11 protein-coding genes are annotated in these 20506 nt (G+C 41.2%); 2 read left to right on the top strand and 9 right to left on the bottom strand.

Going from position 1 to position 20506, the window contains the following annotated elements:
• Nucleotides 1–16: 16 nt before the first annotated feature.
• The 5 genes from QPX86_RS01660 to QPX86_RS01635 form a co-directional block, all read right to left on the bottom strand.
• Nucleotides 17–3055 (bottom strand): TonB-dependent receptor, encoded by a 3039-nt coding sequence (locus tag QPX86_RS01660; RefSeq protein WP_285163913.1) that lies wholly within the window; start codon nt 3053–3055, stop codon nt 17–19.
• A 419-nt stretch (nt 3056–3474) separates the two neighbouring features.
• Complete coding sequence (locus QPX86_RS01655) at nt 3475–4464, bottom strand: polysaccharide lyase family 7 protein (protein ID WP_220752403.1); 990 nt, start codon at nt 4462–4464, stop codon at nt 3475–3477.
• A gap of 1645 nt (nt 4465–6109) precedes the next feature.
• Nucleotides 6110–6658, bottom strand: a complete 549-nt coding sequence (locus tag QPX86_RS01645; RefSeq protein WP_259651214.1) for a hypothetical protein — start codon at nt 6656–6658, stop codon at nt 6110–6112.
• A gap of 196 nt (nt 6659–6854) precedes the next feature.
• Entirely contained in the window at nt 6855–9227 is a 2373-nt protein-coding gene (locus QPX86_RS01640) for a YgiQ family radical SAM protein (protein WP_285163912.1), read from the bottom strand.
• Between the two features lie 213 nt (nt 9228–9440).
• Complete coding sequence (locus QPX86_RS01635; protein ID WP_220752407.1) at nt 9441–9836, bottom strand: MAPEG family protein; 396 nt, start codon at nt 9834–9836, stop codon at nt 9441–9443.
• A gap of 205 nt (nt 9837–10041) precedes the next feature.
• Between QPX86_RS01635 and QPX86_RS01630 the strand changes: the two genes are divergently transcribed.
• Nucleotides 10042–11265, top strand: coding sequence for a threonine/serine exporter family protein (locus QPX86_RS01630; RefSeq protein ID WP_220752409.1), 1224 nt, complete (start codon nt 10042–10044; stop codon nt 11263–11265).
• 530 nt (nt 11266–11795) lie between these two features.
• A complete protein-coding gene (locus QPX86_RS01625) occupies nt 11796–13316 on the top strand; it encodes a ShlB/FhaC/HecB family hemolysin secretion/activation protein (RefSeq protein ID WP_285165122.1) in 1521 nt (506 codons plus the stop codon).
• Nucleotides 13317–13397: 81 nt separating this feature from the next.
• Here QPX86_RS01625 and QPX86_RS01620 read toward each other — a convergent pair whose 3' ends face one another.
• From QPX86_RS01620 to QPX86_RS01605, 4 genes are all read right to left on the bottom strand, one after another.
• Nucleotides 13398–13829 carry a DUF6491 family protein gene (locus QPX86_RS01620; RefSeq protein ID WP_285163911.1) on the bottom strand — a complete coding sequence of 144 codons (432 nt, stop codon included), beginning with the start codon at nt 13827–13829 and terminating at the stop codon, nt 13398–13400.
• Nucleotides 13830–14057: 228 nt separating this feature from the next.
• Nucleotides 14058–15317: a methyl-accepting chemotaxis protein gene (locus tag QPX86_RS01615; protein ID WP_285163910.1), complete on the bottom strand. Its 1260-nt coding sequence runs from the start codon at nt 15315–15317 to the stop codon at nt 14058–14060.
• 81 nt (nt 15318–15398) lie between these two features.
• Entirely contained in the window at nt 15399–15995 is a 597-nt protein-coding gene (locus QPX86_RS01610) for a PDC sensor domain-containing protein (RefSeq protein ID WP_285163909.1), read from the bottom strand.
• Nucleotides 15996–16209: 214 nt separating this feature from the next.
• A complete protein-coding gene (locus QPX86_RS01605) occupies nt 16210–20043 on the bottom strand; it encodes a S8 family serine peptidase (RefSeq protein ID WP_285163908.1) in 3834 nt (1277 codons plus the stop codon).
• Between the last annotated feature and the right edge of the window lie 463 nt (nt 20044–20506).

Below are 20506 nucleotides of genomic sequence, written 5' to 3'. Positions count from 1 at the left end.
TAAGTACTAGACTTGGCTAGTACTTAAAGCTGACACCTGCGAACAGGCGAGGACCATAATCACTTACTTGGCCCAAGTTACCTTGGGTATAGAAGTCATCACTGCGAGGCTCACTGAACAAGTTAATTGCTGAAACTTTAATGCGAAGGTGTTGATTGATTTTGTAAGCAGCACGAGCTTCCCAAATACCTGCCTCATCAACATAACGCAGTCTTGTGCCGTTAGAAGTGTATGGTTGGAAGTATTCACTACGATACTTGTAGATAAGAGCAGTATCAAAACCGCCTATTTGGTAGTAAACCTGTCCATTAAATACATGCTCAGAAAATCCAGGTACTGAGGCAGGTGGAACAATACCTGCGGTAAGCTGAGTGGTTACACCGTCTAAATCAGTCGTATAGGTCTCACCGTAGTTACTGTCTTCAAACTCATAGGTTGTATCGGCGTAGTTATAACCAAGCTTCACACCAATGCCTAAATCCCAACGATACGAGAATGTCGCTTCGAAACCATAAAGGTCACTGTTTTCGTCAGTAGTGACTGAATTAGTAATAGGTAAAGAAACTTCCACACCGTCAACGATAAAATTCTCTAACTGTGTTTGCTGTTGGTAACCGCCATTGAATTGCTTATAGTAAACACCTAGCGCTACCATAGAGTCATCGCTTGGATACCATTCAACAGCTGCATCATAGTTCCATGACATTAATGGTTGAAGATCAGGATTACCTGAACCATTAACACCAACCAACAAATCTTCAACTGATTCAGGGTCATCTGAGTCATCGGTTACGAATGTGCGGCTATAACTTAGATCAGATGGATCTGCACGTGACATACCTCGGTAAATACCTGCCCTTAGGAGAATATTGTCATCATAATCAACGACTAAGTTAAAGCTTGGTAGTACTTCAGTGTAATCACCACCACCAACAATCTTTTCAATACTTCCGTTTGGTACCAATTCGACGATACCTGTCGCCGGATCAGTGACAACGTCGAAACCTTCTCGAAAGCCAATAGAGGTAACGTCAGTATCCACTACACGAACACCAAAGTTACCACGAATATATTTACCAAACATTTCAGTGTCGTAATTAAGCATGGCGTAAGCAGAGGTAGTTTGTTCTGTTACGTCAATAGTACCCGCATTCTCGTATGTAACCTCTGGGTATGCGAATTCGCCGCCTTGTGATGCTGCTACTGCTTGAGAGAAACACTCGTTATTGTAAGTTGCCCACGAAGCGCCTGTACCGCTTTCTACAACATTACCTGAACTGTCAACATGGGTGATAATATCACCGTCAGAAACACTGGATAAAAAATCAGTCTCAGGGAAGGCTATTTGGCAACCTTCAAGTACATCGATGGCCGATGTTGCAGATTCATCTAAATTATATGTAGTTCTTGAGCCATTACCGTTCGTGCCACCAAATTGAACAAATGTTAGCTCAGAAACGCGAACGCCAGCTTGAACGCTACTAAAAAAATCACTGTCTAGAATATAATCAATATCAAGGCGTGCACCCATAATTTCGTTATCGCGGACATTTTCTCTGTCGATACGAGTACGAAGGCTATCAGTAAAATTGGAAATATCAGTCACATCAAAATCAGTCACTGTGAAATGAGGAATATATTCACCTAAATCCCAAGATAAGAAAGGACGAGAGCTCGTTCTTCCTCGGTTTGTTATTTGTAGTTCTTCACGGCTGGTTTTTGAATAGCCAAGGTCAAGACTAATCTTTAGATCATCAGAGAAAAAATGTTCAACGTTCAAGCCATATCCACGATATTTTTCTTCACGCGAAAATTGCTCGCCCGCAGACTCGATGCGTTCTTCACCTTCCCAATGTAGAATACCGCCAACATCGTTTGTGATCAGATTTTGTCCCGTTACACCCGGTGTAACGCGCTTTTGTAAGAAAATTAAATCATGACGCGCTTCTGCTTGGGTACGATCTGAAATTTGCGCGTCAAAATTGATATCCCATTTATTTGAGGGTTGGTATTGTAAAGCAAAGAATAAAGCGTCTCTTTCATCAGATGTTTCATTTTGACGGAAGCTTCGGCTTGAGCCAGTCCATGCGTATTCTCTACCATCATCTACTGCAAGACCTGTGTCTGGATCAATATCATTATTATAACCTTGGTTATTTGAGCCAACAATTTCATCTTCACAATCGCCCGCTGAGCTACGGAAAAAACCGGTATTGGTATCGGTTGGATCATTCAAACATGCCCACAAAGATGAACCCGTTGGGCTTGAGCTTCTATATTCAGCTTCTGGCTGACTAATATCTTGACGCTGCAAACCTACACTCAAACCAAATGCTTGACCGTTATCAAACTCAAATTGATCAACATAACTTAGTGTTCCACGGTAGCCCAAATCACCTTGAAGTGAATTGTCAACGTTTGCTTGGTCTGGGTTGTAGTTACCTTTTACTTCAGCCTGAAAACGTTGCTTACCAAAATCTAAAGGCTTAAGTGTCTCCAGAGTAATAACACCGGCAACCCCACCTTCAATCATGGAAGCGTCTTGTGTTTTATAAATAGCGACTTTCTGCATCAACTCTGATGGGAACTGAGAAAAGTTAACTGAACGGTCACCACTACCATTGGTCGCTTCACGGCCATTGATGTTAGTGGCACTTAAGAATGGACCTAAACCACGAATACTGATTTCAGTAGCACCACCATTTTCACGGTGAGATGATGCACCCGTTAATGTTTCTAGCGCCTCACCAATTGAAAGTGCAGGTAAATCACCAATATCTGAAGCAGATAAACCGTCAACAACCGTGGTAGATTCACGCTTTATTGAAATTTGGTCTTGAATTGTTTTACGTGTACCAGTAACGACAACAACTTCTATATCATTATCAACTTTATCTAGATTTTCAGTTTCGGCTTCTTGTGCTATTGCCGAAAATGCAAAAGAACTGGTTACAGAAGTAAATGCAGCAAGCTTCATCCATTTTGCTATAGGTGAAAGCTTGAACTTCCCTATTTTATGGATGGGTTTTGTTTTTTTACTTAACTTCGTCGACATACCGTACTTCCCCTTAGTATTTTAATAAGCATGTTAATGCCATTTATTGGTATATTTTTTTTGCAAGCAGGTTACTGCCATTTACTTCTTATATTTATTATTGCAAGCAGGTAACTGCCTTAAATTCTTATATTTATTATTGCAAGCAGGTTACTGCCATTAAATTCTTATATTTATTATTGCAAGCAGGTGACTGCCTTAAATTCTTATATTTATTATTGCAAGCAGGTGACTGCCTTAAATTCTTATATTTATTATTGCAAGCAGGTGACTACCTTAAATTCTTATATTTAAATTAGAGTTATATTAATTTCAACAAACGAAACCCAAACAAAATTTTTAACCTATTAATTTAAATAAAAATACAACCAATAATTGTAGTTACGAGTTACGAATTTTAAATTGATGTATTAACTGCGCTAAAATTTATACCCTTTATGCATGTTATGAATATGATAGAAAGTAGCTTGCACATAATCACCATCAGCGCCGCCATTGTTTTGGTTATAAACACCCGCTTTAAAATACATATACTGGTTACTAGTACTGTAACCACTATCTTTCATATCAAAGTACTTAGTAATATTAGGCTTACCTTCCCTGATTATAGTGACGAACAACACTTCATCTTCGACGGAAATTTTATAAGAGAACTTTTCGTTTAAGGCGATGCCGTCATCAGGATCTGATAACGTATGTGAACGTGAGCCAATCATATTTATCCAAATATCATCACCATCATTTATTTCATGGGCAAAATAAATAGACCCTTTCGAGTTGCCAGGTAATTTTCGGTAATATAAACGGATGGGTTCGTCATCAGTGGCATGAATTTGGCCGATGATCACGCGTCCGACCTTTTTTTCATCACCAGTGGTAGATACTCGGTTTATTGCCAAAGTCCCTTCCAAACTGCCTTCAACTCCCCCAGACTTAGCTTTCGCCGAACCATGCGCATTGCTGAAAACCCAGTTATTTTTAGTCAGGCCACGCGTTTTTATTCGACTATTACCTCTACGTAGCATTTCGCGTAGTTCGGTTCTCGCATATTTTGTATTTTTTGAGGTCTTGGCACCTACGTTTGGGCAAGCGAATACCAAGCCACCATCATCTGCTGTATAAAAAAATGGCTTTAAGTTAAAGCCTTTACTTAATGATTTCTCATAGACGGTATCAGCTTTTTTATCTTCGTTGAGATCGGTTGGCAACGTTAATGACCAATCGAGTAAGTCAAAGTTTTCACCTGGCTTTTTAAGCGGATCGAGTTTTGACAAATCCCCCAGTAAAACACCTTCAGCAAGGCTAGTGTGTGACTTAGGAATAAGCGTATTCCCCTCAATTTCCTGAGCATTGAGTGATGCGCTAAAAACAGCTAAAGCAAAAAATAGCACAGCGAAAACGTCACACATTTTCTTTTGAAAATGTCGGTAAGATTTATGCGTGTTGATATTGAAATCCTTTATAATTTACGCTCTCTTTGTTGTATATGTGCAGCATATAGTGGCGCACCTACACATGAACTTAACGACCCCTGAAAAACGTAATAAAAATAGGTAAATCTTTGCTTCTAATTAACACCAAAAATTATCTAATTTCGTTGTAAAAAGAAGCAGAACTCTTTGTTGTATATGATCAAAGAGCTATGATTAATTGCTACCCATAGAATCATACATAACTTACCCAATACAGTCGTATGGTTAACAATTTACTCACAACTGTAACTTTATATTAAACAAAATATAACCATCACAACACATCATTGTCAACCAAAATAGAACCCAAAGTATTACCAAAAACCAAAATTGGTAGTAATAAGAGCATAAAAAAGACTAACGCATTGGCTTGACACATTCTCTACACAATAAAAAGAAGCAAAATAAACAATAGCTTACGAAAATAACGAGCTATTTTTGTTGAATAGTTTTTATATTCACTACCAATGAATATGGCAACATTACCAAATAACAGAACAAAGTTAGTCAGCGGCCAAAATGTATTACCAATTTGTAAGCCTGATCATTACCAATTTAAATATAGGCATTACCAATAGATGATGTAATGAGATTACAGTTCAGAACTAATATGCAGATAATAAGCTGTACGATAATTCGTATTGATTGTGATTTATCATTAATGCTCTTGTTGAACGAAGCTACGCTGTCAGGCGCATTAGTGCTTATTTCGATGCATGTCCTAATAACCTTTCAACCGATGATTTGAAGCGCTACTTTGCCAGTTTGATTGCCTTACATTCGTGGAGCACCGTGAAACTCGACCGTAATGGGTTGCACATTCACTTGTAAATAGGTCTATCGACATGTCCTTGACCAACAATGGCAAACACATCCGTCAGTTCAAGAATGAGTGATTCAATCCATCCTCGTCAGTGGTCATAGTTGTTACCTGTGTATTTATCATCACCACATAAGAAGGCGCGGCGAATCACGCGGCTACAGCAATGATAATAAGGACTATCTCGTTGACAAGAGTTCAAGACTTATTTGGCTTCTACGAGGGCGCGGCATCATAACCTCCTTGTTTAATGCTCAAATCAAGCCTAGTAGGAAGTCACGACTGATGCCATTAACTATGGGTGTCTACGTATTTTTTAAGAAAGCGCGGCGAACCACACGGCTACAGCAATGATAATAAGGGGTGTCTTCAAGGCTAATTTGGCTTCTACGAGGGCGCGGCATCATAACCTCCTTGTTTAATGCTCAAATCAAGCTTAGTAGGAATTCACGATTGATGCCATTAACTATGGGTGTCTATGTATTTTTTTGGTTGACTGCCAAAAGTCGCAATTGTTTCATTATATTCATGATGAAAACATGCGTCGAACTCCAACGTGCTTTCACACATTATTGTTTCGCTCACTTTTGCACTCGCGAATTTAAAAACGTTTTTATTGGGCGAAGGCTTACGTAAATTCCTTATATACATGTACAAAAACCTCGAGCAACACCAGTACATTTAGTGTACTGGTGTTGCTCGAGGTTTTGTTAAATTTGTCAGACTATGGTTATCTTATGTCAATGTATGCTTTCAGTGACATTATTCATGACCCCAAGGCGTTGGCGGCAGTGCCACTGGTTTAGTTAAATCAAAGTCGACTCTAAAGTCACGATTTTCACGGGTTAAGCGATAAGTGAATACGTTTGGTTCAATATACATGTGCCACACGTTAGTTACTGACGCCGTTAAGCCGTTTTCATTAAAGTTATCAATAGACTCTTGGTCGACTGGAAATGATTGCTGAGTGGCGGTGCCCATGTCAGCAGTATCGCCGCCATACATAGTGACTTTATCTTCAGTGCCATCTTCATGACGATGATCATGCTTTAGACGCAAGCCTGTTTCTGTTTTGGTAATCACCCAAGTACGTGAATGGTCATCACCTACATGGAAAGGAACTTTAAGCTCTGTGTCGCTACATTCACGCACATGCATCACTAATGCTTTATTGCTGAATGCTGAATCTGCTTCATTGCCAGCAGTGACTTTACCTGCAAAAGCTTTACCGCAATAAGCTGCGATAGCATCAAAATATTGATGTTGCGGGTTTTCTTGAGGGGCATGTGCCATTGCAATAGCTGGCGCCATGCTGCTGATTACACCAGCGACCAATATTTTTTTCATTATTATTCCTTTTGGTATCGATCAATTAACTTTTACTAACAAACCACAGTAACAGTGATTGTTTAATTTAACCTGAAAAAAAAACCGCCTATAAAGGCGGTTTTTTATTAAAGCGTATTTCGGTTAACTTAAGCAAAAAATAAGTGCGAATAAACTGGTATTATTTTGCCTTAGCAGGACGTTTACCTTGCTTATTGTTTGAATTACCAGAAGTTTTAGCTCCAAATGGCTTTTTCTTTTGCGACCAACCAATTTTAGATTTACCAGAACCATTGCTATTCGACGCTTTGCCATTACCTGCAGGTTTACTTTTTCCACCAGCATTACCAGCGCCATTACCTTCAGCGGCTGCCTTAGCTTTATTGGCAGTGGTCGGTTTCTTACCCGAGGATTTTCTATCATCGAACTGGTTACCCGAGAAACGAGTGAAAGCTTTTTTACTGCCATCATTCTTACCGCCCCCCTTACCGTTTCGATAACCTTGACGCTCGTTGCGCGACTCTGGCGGCACGATGTGCTGCGCACCATTACCAATTAAGTGTTCTTTGCCCATAGCAACCAGCGCTTCACGAATAAGCGGCCAACCTGCTGGGTCATGGTAACGCAGCAATGCTTTGTGTAAACGGCGCTGACGACCTTTTTTAGGTACGGTAACTTCTTCACTGGTGTGTTTTACATTTTTCAACGAGTTCAGTTCAGTGTGGTAAATCGTAGTGGCATTCGCCATTGGCGATGGATAGAAGTTTTGTACTTGATCCAGTTTGAATTTCTCTGACTTTAGCCACAATGCCAAATTCAACATATCTTCATCAGTCGTGCCCGGATGTGCCGAGATAAAGTACGGGATCAGGTATTGCTTTTTACCCGCTTCTTTCGAGTAAAAATCAAATAACTCTTTGAATTTATGATAACTGCCCATACCCGGCTTCATCATCTTACTGAGTGGGCCATCTTCGGTATGCTCTGGGGCAATTTTTAAATAGCCGCCTACATGATGCTTAGCCAGCTCTTTAACATAGCGTGGATCTTCAGTGGCTAAGTCATAACGTACACCAGAGGCAATCAGTACCTTTTTAATTCCAGGGACGTCACGTGCTGCACGGTATAAATCAATGGTGTGCTTATGGTCTGTCCCCAAATGGCCACAGATACTTGGATAAACACAAGATAAACGACGACACGTGGTTTCCGCTTTTACACTGGTACAGCCTAAACGATACATGTTGGCTGTTGGGCCGCCAAGATCTGAAATCACCCCAGTAAAGCCTGGTACTTTTTCTTGAATATCTTTAATTTCTTTGATGATTGATTCTTGTGAACGACTCTGAATAATTCGCCCTTCATGTTCGGTAATAGAACAGAACGAACAACCACCAAAACATCCACGCATGATATTAATCGAGGTTTTAATCATGTCGTAAGCTGGAATGACTGCTTTACCGTAGCTTGGATGTGGCACACGCTGATACGGTAAATCGAATACTGCATCCATTTCATCAGTATTTAATGGCCATGCTGGCGGGTTTACCCACACCGAGCGGTTGCCTTGAGCTTGAAATAACGCACGGGCACAACCCGGATTTTGCTCTTGATGCAAAATACGTGAAGCATGGGCATATAAGAATTTATCCTCAGCCACTTTTTCATAAGCTGGGAGCAGCACATAGGTTTTTTCCCATGGCTTAGGTCTAGCAGGCTGCACACTAATCGCTTTAGGTGCATCATTATCAAAAATCTTTTTATCGGTTGGCCCTGACAACTTTTCACAGCCAACATCATCAGCCCCATAAGGGTTGGGGATAGGATCGATTTTATGAAGTTGGTCGAGCTTACGAGAATCCATGCCTTTCCAACCCGGCAAAGGCTCATGACGAATGACGGCTGTACCACGAATATCGTGCAAGTCAGTCATTTTCTCACCGTTAGCAATACGATGTGCCACTTCCACCAGCGGACGCTCTGCATTACCGTAAATTAAGATATCGGCTTTGGCATCAAAAATAACACTGCGACGCACTTTATCAGACCAATAATCATAATGAGCGATACGACGTAAGCTTGCCTCAATACCACCAATGACGACTGGCACTTCTTTAAAGGCTTCTTTACAGCGCTGGGTATAAACCGTCACAGCGCGATCTGGGCGTTTACCACCTTCATCATTTGGTGTGTAAGCATCATCACTACGAATACGGCGATCTGCGGTGTAGCGGTTGATCATCGAATCCATGTTGCCGGCTGTCACCCCAAAAAATAAATTCGGGCGACCGAGCTTCATGAAGTCATTTTTATTTGACCAATCAGGCTGACAAATGATCCCCACTCGAAACCCTTGCGCTTCAAGCATACGACCGATGACTGCCATACCAAAACTTGGATGATCCACGTAAGCATCACCACTGACGATAATAATATCGCAGCTATCCCAACCAAGTTGATCCATCTCCTTGCGAGACATAGGAAGAAACGGTGCCGTGCCATAGCATTCGGCCCAGTATCTTGGGTAATTAAATAACGTGGATTCAACTTGCATGAGATTTGCCTACAATAAACATCATCATTATGGTGAATTGAACTACATAAAGTTTAGTCCAACTCACCCAACTTTTTTATGGAGGCGGAGTATAGCAGTTACACCACACTAAGTGTGACTAAAAAAACAGCAAAATAAGATTTTTAAGCTATTTAATTCGCCTTATAACCTTATTAAAAACAATGACTTTACTTATTACTTTTGGCTATAAGTTTATAAACCAATAAAAAAGCCAATATTAACAACCGCTAAGCCGATGACCACTAACCAAGTCAGTAACACACCCCATTTACGGCCAAAATGTATTCCGCCCTTGCCCACAGTCAGCCCAATTGCGTGCAATAACCTAGCAACTATCCAAATGGTGCCAAAGCAATGCAATATTGCAGGTGATAAGCCATTAAATTCAGCCAGCATAAATAAAATAAGCGCCATGGGTGCATTTTCAAGTAAATTCTCATGGACTCGTTTTGCGAGGGCTAAATCAGAATTTCCACCAGTCCCAATACCAACTTTATTGATTCGACGCTGCTTTATGACTCGAATAGATAAACCTATCGCAAGTAGCGCGGTTAAGCTGGCGTAAAATCCTGAAATCATCAATGACATGTGTTGCATTTCCTTATTGTTATTTTCTGCAGTAAGCCATAAATTGACTACAATGGAGTATTCATTCTATACACATTACATCAAAATGGAATTATCACATTTTTAACATAAATTTGATGAATTGAAGGTATTCAGCCAACCCCATTTCGGTTACTATTCGCGCCAATGAACCACTACCCAAATAGACTAGAGTGATACACGCCTAATGAACGATTCCAGCTTCATTGAAAAACGCAGATTTATCATAAGATTAGGCAAAGCCCTGCATAAATTTGGAACCCCTGCATATCGACTAGAGTCGCACCTGCAAACGGTGTCATCTACTCTTGGAATCGAAGGGTATTTTTTGATTTCACCCACTTCGATGACCTTTGTGCTCCAGCACGATACTGAACAAGAATACAATCATGTTGCCCGCGTTAAACCTGGCGACTTAGATTTAGGCTCTCTTGCCCGCACCTTTGATTTGGTTGAAGAGCTCAGCACCGGCCAACGTACCCTAGCAGAATCCCTAGAACGATTAGAAGAAATAGCCAACAAGCCTAACCCTTATGGTCACGGTTTAACCTTAATGTCATTTGGCATCAGTGCTGGCGCTTTTGCCATGCTAATGGACACCAGCTGGAACGATGTTTTTTGGTCTGGCATGTTAGGTTTATTAGTTTACGGTCTAGTTTTTTGGGCTGAAAAATCTAAGCGAGTAGCAGAAATGCTCGAGCCGTTAGCTGCAGTGGTTTGCGCCATTTTAACCTGTGGCATTGCTGCAGGCATTGACCCCAGTATTAATATCCCGGTGGTGATTTTATCGGGCATCATTATCTTTGTGCCGGGTTTAGCACTAACCCTTGGCCTTGCTGAACTGGCTGCGCGAGATTTAATATCCGGCACTGCGCGCATCATGGATGCGATAATGCTGTTATTTAAGTTGTATTTTGGCGCAGTACTTGGGATGACACTGGGTAAAGTGATGTTTGGTGAGTCAGTATATATTGAGCCAGATGCTTTACCTCGTTACGCCTCTTGGGCTGCGGTGCCTCTGCTTTCAATGGCACTCGTTATCATCTTTAAAGCACGTATCAAAGATTCACCTTGGGGAATTTGCGCAGGCATTGTGGCGTATTTCTCCGCTATGCTTGGCGGCCTTTATTTAGGAGAGTCGATTGGTATTTTCGTCGGTGCATTGGCCGTAGGTATATATTCAAACCTCTATGCTCGGTGGATGAAAGCCCCTGTATCTATTGCCCTGCTACAAGGTATTGTTATCTTGGTACCGGGAAGTAAAACCTACATTGGATTAAATGCGATGATTTCGGGTGAAACGATGCTCAATCAAGCTCATTTAGGTACCCAAGTATTCTTGATTTTCATGTCACTGATTGCAGGACTGATTTTTGCCAACGTTATTGTGCCACCACGAAGAAGCCTATAACTCAACGAGCGATTAAATCTTTCAATAAAAAAGGAGCCTAAGGCTCCTTTTTTATGCGCGACAACAATCATTATTGGTTTTTTAATAAAATATCCTGCCGTTTTTTAAAATTAGCGCCATACTTAAATCAATCAAAGCAAACAAAACGCTACAAGATAAATCGCTATTGACTCAACAGCTTAAAAACACTTTTAGCTAATATAGCCTTGATGAATTAAATCCAAATAAGCTTAATTAACGTATCGAATATAAAGCGAATTGATAAGTATCTAATACAAGGTCTAATTGCAGAAATAATAATAGAACTAACAAAAACCTAATAAGAACACTAGTTAGAGCACTAGCAAATAGGAACGATGAATATGACCATTTGCGCTATGGTAATCATTTTCGTCGTCACAGTTATATTTCCTTCGATTGCTCAGGCAGAAGTGCCCAGCAAACAACAACCAGCGGCAAATAAAGTGGTTGTCAGTACAATCGAATCAACCGAAATATTGACACCGACGACCACAGATAATCAAGGTCCCATGACCGTTGATAATATTGTGGTGGTCAGTAATGCTATTTTTGATGAAAGCGACCCTGATGCCTTTTTCATTCATCACTGGGCTAATTTCCTCCATATCAATACCACTGAACCCACCATTCTAGACAAGCTTACTTTTGCAGAAGGGGATGCTGTCACCCAAAAAACCTTTGCTGAATCACAACGACTTTTGCGCGCAGAACCCTACTTACGAGACGCTAAAATTTACGCGTCACAAAAAGCCCCTGACTCAGATACCAATGAACAAACAGTGGTGGTCGAAACCTGGGATAACTGGTCATTACTGCCGACGTTTAGTTTAAGTTCCAGTGGCGGCGAAACTAAATACTCAGTAGGGATTAAAGAAGATAATCTGATGGGTTTAGGAATAAAAACACGCCTAAAATACCAGTCTAATGCTGACAGAACGGGCTATAAATTTGGCATTACCGCGCCCCTTAAAATTATTCAACACGCCACGGTTTCGGCCAACATCTACGATAACAGTGACGGGCAAGCGACCCACCTTTATTTCAACAAACCGTTTTACTCACTGGACACTAAAGATCAGTATTTTGCAGAGTACTTAACTGATCAACGTATTGATACTTTGAGACAAAATGGTGAGGACGTTAATGAATTCGAACATAACGTTGATTATGCAGCCCTGTCTTTTGGTTGGTTATTAGATAAAACAGACGCTGATCTTTCAAGAGTAACACTCGGTATTACCCAGGATAAACATCAATTTGGACCAAGCGAAACCTTTCCTGACAGCCCGCTACCTCAAGATAGAGATTTTATCTATCCGTGGATCGGTTTTGAATACCTGCAAGACGACTACAAAGTTTTTACCAATATTCACCTGATCAACAATAATGAAGACTTCAATTTAGGTTGGCGTCATTACGGCAGAGTCGGCTTTGAAACCAATGATGTTGCTGAAGGCAGTGAGCTAGGTTATCACCTTAATTTGAGCACCAGTCGAGGCTATCAACAAGGTGACAACTTAATCTTGTTTAACTTTGCAGGCCAAGCCAGCTTTAATACTACCCAAAAGGATTTTTATAATGTTAGCGCTCAAGCTGAGTACTTTTATAAAATTCACCCCAAGTGGGCTGCATATGCCAAAACCCGTCTCGCGGCCTCTAAAAATAACTACCTCGATAAACCTTTTGCATTAGGTGATGAAACAGGTGTGCGCGGTTACCCAAATGATTATCAATATGGTGATAATCAATGGCTGGTGACAGGTGAAGTGCGCTATTACCCCAATATTAATTTATACCAGTTAGCAGAGCTGGGGTGGGCGACCTTTGTGGATGTGGGGCAAGCTTTTGGTGGGCCTGACGATAATAATGAAGTCAACTCTCCCATCGGCAGTATTGGCATTGGCGCGCGAGTTTACTCGTCAAAATCAAGCTATGGCAGTGTCGGTCATATTGATTTAGCCGTGCCTTTTACCAATGGAGAAAATGTCGATGACTGGGAATGGCGTTTTCAGGTAAAAAACCGCTTCTAGCCATGCTGCTAATTTATCATTAAACTTTAACGCTCAACTGTTAGCGGTATGACTTTTGGGTTTAAATAACGGCTTTATTGATTACTCTTTGCCTGAAAACGACTCAATTTTCTGACGAACTTGCTGCTCTTGTTCTTTACTTTCAATACGATAAATCTTCTTAATCTGGGTTCTTAGCTTAGGGTTTTCGCCTGTCGCTACCGAGTCAAATCCCACTGTGACTTTGCCCATTCTTGATGACACCAGCAATGCTTGAGCAAACTTTAAATTACTATCAACACCATTGAGCACTAGCAGGTAAGTCTCGCGAGGACGGCTATCCACAAACACAGTGCGATTATCCATAGTGCGCCAACCATCCATACGGAAATTATCAATGGTCGTCACTTCAGTTAACTCATCAAATTGATAAAGCGCTGCTTTTTGCTTGGCTGCTTCAGATGCACTGCAACCCGCAATTAATAAGATGAAACCAGCTGTAATCAATGTTTTCAAGGTGTTATTTAATCGCATGCCATATACCTTTATTTGTGATGATTAGTTGTGAAGTGAAGAAAATCAGTCATAAGACTTAATAATAACTATAACCATCAAAAGGATATATTGACCAATTAATTTTTAAAGACAGACAGCCCCAGTTCAGCTAACCAAAGCCTCCTATTAAATTCAGCTGACTTAATAGGTGAACTAGAGAGAATGTTGCGACAGTCAAACATCAGTATTCACTCACAGATTTACACATCAGTTTATCGTGAATTTATCACTCGCTGACTTAAGGTGGGAACTCAAACATGACAGTCCCTGACATTGTTCAGCAACTTCATGGGCAATAGTCCCCACATACTGTCCTACTTCATCTATGATTGCTAAGCCCTCGGTTAATTCTGATGTAGCTAGAGCTTGCTCTCTATTTGCCTGAGCAATAAAATGTTGCTGTTCGGCAGAGAAACTCATATGTTCAACAATCTCATGGAAGGATGTCGCCGTTTGCTCTGCAATCATATTGCCTTCAGTCATTTTCACTAATGATAGCTGTGTCAGTTTTACAGTTTTAGCTGCAGCTTCTGCGCTTCTACTTGCTAAATTTCGCACTTCATCTGCAACCACAGAAAAACCACGGCCAAATTCTCCAGCTCGGGCGGCTTCAATTGCCGCATTTAACGCAATTAAGTTCGTTTGCTCGGCAATCTGAGTAATTTCACGCATGATATTAGCGATTTGCTCACCTGAAATTTGAATTTCTTGTAAAGATATCGTCAAAGCCTGCATTCTCTCATTACCCGCTTTTGCTTCTTGATAGGCTGACTGCCCTTTAATATTCATGTCATCAGATGCTGAAGCTGTCACTTGAATCTGACTATCAATTTCTTGAAGCGCTGCACTAATCGAACTCACCGAAGCCAGTTGTTCAGAGGCACTGTCAGCTAAGCTATGACTGTTACTATTTAACCCCGTTGTTGCTGTAATGATTTCCTGAACATTACTCTGAACTGACGTAGCTAAAACGGTGAGATTATTAACCATCTCCACTAGAGCATGACCAAGTAAATCTCGCTCGCTTGCCACATAAGGGATACAGGTAAGGTCACCTGCTGCAATGGTTTCAGCCGCAATGACTTGTTTTTGCTGCATGGTAATGAGGGATAGCATTGACTGACTCATCTGCCCCAATTCATCCTGCCGTTTTAATATTGACTGCCATTTATCTTGGTTTAAATGGGTAAGTTGTATATCGCCAACAGAAAGGTCATCCACCGCCGTCACTATAGTACTTAACCCCTTGGTTATTGCGTTAACTAACAGCACAATGATTAATACCACAACCGAAAGTGACAGTAGCGCGACCACGCTACTAATTGTGATTAACTGGGACTGGCTCGTTTGCATCACTTTTTTGTTAGTCGCACTGACAACAATCCAGCCGGTATCTGCTTGCTGCCTGATAAATCCTAAGTACTCATTACCGTTCTCACTAAATTCAATCAATCCATTTTTTTGCATACAAATAGGCGCATGGGATGCACGATCAACTTTACTATGATCTATACCCAATCCAATTGATGAATGTGCAATCAGTTCACATTATGCTGATAAAATAAATGCATAGCTATGCTCATCAAATTGGCTGACATCGACATGTTTTTGATAAAAACCGTCTAATGGCACACTGGCAAATATCACCCCTAAACCATTTACTTGCTGCGCAATGGTCACCAATAGTTTGCCATCGACTCGACTCACTCTAGGGTCAGATACCACAATATCGCGACTGCCCATTGCCTGTTTTACATAATCCAGTTGCTGATAATTTTTCCCTATTCTTTGTTGGTTGCTTGCTGCGATGGCTATGCCTTGTTGATCTAACAAAGCTAAATTACGAAATTCAAATTGCTGTGCTAACGCTAAAAAGTGTGCTGAAAGCTGATTATTACCCTCTTGTTGACCCGTTAGCTCATGTAACACAAAAGGACTTTTTGCCAGTGATTCAATAATTTTTTGGTTATAACTTATCCAGCTTATAATGTTTTTTTCAAGCAATGCACTGTTACCACTGACGGTATTTTCTGAAGTTGACTTCATCGTCCCTAGGCTTAAAAAAATGGTAAAAGACGCCAGCACAAAAAAGCCAAAAACAACTGTAGGAACAAGCAGTAAATTAAATTTATTACGTAATTTCATAGAAACATATTCTTATTATTGAGTGCATTATAGTTATTACGAATTCAATCAATAATAATGTATTCAAATGAAGTAAATAATGACCAACCTCACAAAAGTTACGAGCTAATCTTACAAATTGTATTCGTTCTCCTTAGTAATATATTTAAATATTCCATAAAAAAGCCGCATCAAAGAATTAATGCGGCAATTGGGAACACACTATAAATAAATGTTATTTACGACGTCTAAAGCCAAGTAAGCCAGCCAATAAGACTAATACGCCCATAGCTCCACCACTCGAATCAGACTTTGGCTCAGGCGCTGGTGCAATATATTCAGCGACAACTGCGATTGATGCTGTTGCTGCCACTGCCGTTTTAGTTCCATTACTAACAGTCAGCTCAATCACAGCTGAACCATCGGCATCTACAGCTGGTAAAGTCAGCTCTGTGGTTTGCGCAGTATCATCAGCAAATGTCACCACTGGACCCGATACTTGTACCCAAGAGTAGCTAAGCTCATCATCCATATTCGGTGCAGTACTTGCTGCTGCAGAAAGTGTTACAGTCGTTGCTTCATCAGCAGTTATTGCAACTGACGACTCACCGTTGATTAATGCGACTGGAATACCTTCCAACATTACAGGCGTTAACGACTCGGTATTACTCATATCACCTAAAGTATGAGATACACTGAAATTAAGTGATTGCGACATAACTAAATTTTGAGTATCCATTGCTAGCACAATAGTTTGCCCAGTTTCATTAGCTGCTTGCACCATTTCCCACGTTACGGTATCTGCTTCTAGTACACCTTGATGACTATCACTGTCGATAGTTAACCCTACAGGGATTGAAGTCGACACGGTTATAGTTCTTTCTTCATCGGTGTCATTATCAGCCAGTACAATTGACAGGGTGACCATATCGCCAGTATCAATAGCTTCAACATCCACACTGCTTTGCGCGTAAGTAGCACTGCGATAAAGCTCGATAGGCATTAACCCCACATTATCTTTAGCATCTGCGCCAGTGCCGATTTCAAGCACTGTGGTGTATAAAGTGTCCGATTTAAGCTGTTTATCCCAGTTCAATACTAAATCAATGTCTTCGTTTCCGGCCACTGCTGACTTAAAGTCTACTGTGATACTTTCATCATCCTTGCCGATAATCGCCAATTCAAACGTGAGATCATCTTCTATATCCGATGGTGCTGAAGTATCACCATAGTTATGCACAGTGATATAATAAGAACCAGCTTGAGGGTCATTGATCTCACATGATTCATAAGCTGTTTCCGTCGCACTCATACATGTTAATGGATCCATTTCCATTGCGTTATCAGGCTGACCGTTATAGTTGTCATCTCGACCGATGTACAAATCTAAATCAGGTGATGTTGTATGCTTCACTCTTGCAATTATACGCTTGGTATTTGGCGTCACATTAATTAAACGAGAGTAGAATTTACTGCTGTCGTTATACACATTTGTTGGCCAAGATGCGGTATCGCTATCATCACGTGGGATTGTAGTTTCAATCACTTCGACTTCAGCGAGCTCAAACACCCCTATCTGGATATCACTAGAACCCACTGTGGTTATGCCTTCAATGTCAGCACTCCCACGGTCTTGTCCTGTAGTTAACATCACATCATCAGGAAAGCTACCTGCAACAAAAGTTCCCACGACAGGCATCTTTGATGTAGTCAACGCAGCGTTCTCTGGCGTTAACACTAGATAACCCATGCCATACTCAGAACTAAAGCCTTCGCTAATCGCTGCAGTGATATCTAAACTGATACTTTCGCCTGCACTCAAGGTAAAGCTAGATGGTGAAGCTGTGATCGATAACCCTGTGGTATCGGTCATATCACTTACAGTCCAAGTTGAAGCAGCTGTCGCTGTGAACGTGCGAGTCCAAGAACACTCCATCATGCATTCATTCATCAATGCAGAAGGTAAGTTCATGTTTTCAGGAGTACCCTCAAGATTTGGATTAGCATTAACATATTCGTCATACGTCACGTCCATGACTAAACCAGCGTTAAGCGCACTGGCAATTCGAGCGCTACCTGCGCCACCAGTAAACAAACTAGATGGTGTTACGCCATCATCCATTAAAGTATCAGTTTCAGCACTGAGCATTAATGCTGACTGCGCTTCTGATGGTGACCACTCAGGTTTTAAGGCTGCAATTAAAGTGTAAGCGCCAGCAATATGCGGACTCGCCATCGAGGTACCGCTCATAAAGGTAGTTGGTGATTCAGATTTATCTACGTCAGATCGCCAAGGTTGATATTCGGTATTGGCACCATAAATTTCTACCCCTGGCGCTGAGATGTGCGGCGTTAACCAACGGTTCATTATCGACTCGGGGCCTCGAGACGTAAATGAAGCGGCAATATCAGCCTTAGCAGGATCGCTTTCTAGTACAGAGGCATTAAAACTTGCAGTATGATCAGAACCAGATGCTAACCAATCAGTCAACATTGCACCTTGAGTGGCGTCTAAATGCACTGCTGGTAGCACATGTAAATCTGCATCAACGGTTTCATCCCCGCCATCCGTGTTGATTAAAACAAGCCCTATTGCACCACCAGCAAGCACATTGCTGCCTTTAGCAACTCGAGCAATATCACCACGATCACAAACCACAATTTTGCCTGTGAAAGTATCTGCTTCAAATGGGTCTAAGCATCCAGCTTGGCCAAAATCTGCAGCGCTAACAATCTCACCTGTAATACCGCTTGTCGCCCCTTTACCTGTGAGCATATCAAGATCATAATCGCCGCCAGTAAAGGTGACTTCCTTGTCTGTGAAGCTGCGATCATGTGTATAAGCTGCCACCGTGGTTAACCAAGGTGCATTACCTGGTGAACCGACTGTTTCGGCGCCTGGACCATCGTTACCTGCAGCAACGGCAACATGAATACCTGCTTCGCGTGCAGCAAGAAAGGCCAGCGCGTCAGTGTCACTCCAAGGGTCACTTGCGCCACCACCCACTGAGTAGTTAATCACTTGCACGCCGTTGGCGATAGCATGTTCAACAGCTAAAGCTGTCACATCAGTCCAACAACCAGCATCAGCGGCACACACTTGGTAAGACACAATATTGGCATGAGGAGCAACACCACTGATTTGACCAAAACTGAACTCAGCTTCGTCGCCTACAGCGTTGTAAACCGTCACATCTTTAACGATGTTACCTGCTGTGGTTGAAGCAACATGAGAGCCATGACCATTATGATCAATACCAATTCGATCATCACCTTCTGGGGTGTAATCATCTAAAATAGCTTCATGCGCCCAAATACCAATCAGTTTGTCATTACAGTAATGAGCTAATTCAGAATCGCTACAATGACCTAAGTAAGTGCCCTCGCCGAGCGGATTCACGTGGTCATAACCGTCGCCACCAATATCAGCAAAAGAGGCACTTGTATGGTTAATTCCGGTGTCCATGATTGCGACAATAACACCTTCACCCATACTACCTACGCCCGTTGCAGAACCATCCCAAGCACTTGGTGCTTGGATATGCTTTGGGCCTGAATCGGTATTAAGATGACGCAGTTCGACTTTTTGAACGCTTTTTACACCCGCAACAGAGGCCAGCATTTGCGCTTCTTTTTCTGATAATTCAGTACTAAAGCCATTTAATGCAATGTGATAGTCAGCGTGGATAGTTAACTGACGACTTAATCGAGATTTAGCTTGAGCTAGCGTCTTACTGCGCTGACTACTAAGGTATTGAACATATTGCTGACTAACTGCACTGTTAACGTCTAAGGTGCCGCTTTTAGCCGCCTTATTACTTGGATTAGATAAAATACTGGTTGCTTTAAGGTTGCCTTGATCACCGTGATACGTTGCCAAAGGCTGATCATCAAGTAACACCATATACAGGTTTTCAATATGACGCTGTTTGATTGGAGAAGGCTGATTAGTGCGTTGGCCACTGTCGGTATCTAAACCTCGAGTATCAACAACATTAGCACTTAATGTCGGAGTTAAAGCTAGCGATAATGCAGCTGCAATGATGCTTTTTTTATATATCGATGTCACGGAATCTTCCTCGTTCTAATTATTATGTCTCTCGCCTTTTTATCTGTTGTCGTTAGCAAAACTACCGTTACAGATCGCAGCGTTATGCTGCTCTAGCGATGGCTATAACCTTGATACTCGAAAGATTTAATCACTGGCAAATATACAGCGACTATTCCATTTCATTTAAGCTTCAATTTTATTTCAATTCCTTATTTTTCAATTATTTATAAATACAACCTGTATCTAAATGTATCAATAATAAGTATTTCTCTCAAAATGAGCTCTATATCATCGATTTATGACTGGATGATGATTTACCTCATCATATCGATGGCAAAACAATAAACCTATCTCATTGTTTTAAAAGAAAATGAAAACTTAATGAAAGATAAAAGAAACAAAATCAACAGCCATTTACTTGAGGTTTTGTTGGGTTTCACTGAAAACCTTATGTACGAGTCCTTAAGTACAAGTGTTGAGC

Origin of the sequence: Shewanella goraebulensis, from assembly GCF_030252245.1 — a bacterium.
GTDB lineage: Bacteria > Pseudomonadota > Gammaproteobacteria > Enterobacterales > Shewanellaceae > Shewanella > Shewanella goraebulensis.
Note: the sequence above shows the minus strand (reverse complement) of the source record. Positions and strands in the feature narration are given on the sequence as shown.

Coding starts and splice junctions, on each gene's coding strand:
- QPX86_RS01630 (WP_220752409.1), top strand. CDS start 10,042: ATGAACGATTCCAGCTTCATTGAAAAACGCAGATTTATCATAAGATTA.
- QPX86_RS01645 (WP_259651214.1), bottom strand. CDS start 6,658: ATGGCGCCAGCTATTGCAATGGCACATGCCCCTCAAGAAAACCCGCAA.
- QPX86_RS01615 (WP_285163910.1), bottom strand. CDS start 15,317: ATGCAAAAAAATGGATTGATTGAATTTAGTGAGAACGGTAATGAGTAC.
- QPX86_RS01620 (WP_285163911.1), bottom strand. CDS start 13,829: ATGCGATTAAATAACACCTTGAAAACATTGATTACAGCTGGTTTCATC.
- QPX86_RS01610 (WP_285163909.1), bottom strand. CDS start 15,995: ATGAAATTACGTAATAAATTTAATTTACTGCTTGTTCCTACAGTTGTT.
- QPX86_RS01640 (WP_285163912.1), bottom strand. CDS start 9,227: ATGCAAGTTGAATCCACGTTATTTAATTACCCAAGATACTGGGCCGAA.
- QPX86_RS01660 (WP_285163913.1), bottom strand. CDS start 3,055: ATGTCGACGAAGTTAAGTAAAAAAACAAAACCCATCCATAAAATAGGG.
- QPX86_RS01655 (WP_220752403.1), bottom strand. CDS start 4,464: ATGTGTGACGTTTTCGCTGTGCTATTTTTTGCTTTAGCTGTTTTTAGC.
- QPX86_RS01625 (WP_285165122.1), top strand. CDS start 11,796: ATGACCGTTGATAATATTGTGGTGGTCAGTAATGCTATTTTTGATGAA.
- QPX86_RS01635 (WP_220752407.1), bottom strand. CDS start 9,836: ATGTCATTGATGATTTCAGGATTTTACGCCAGCTTAACCGCGCTACTT.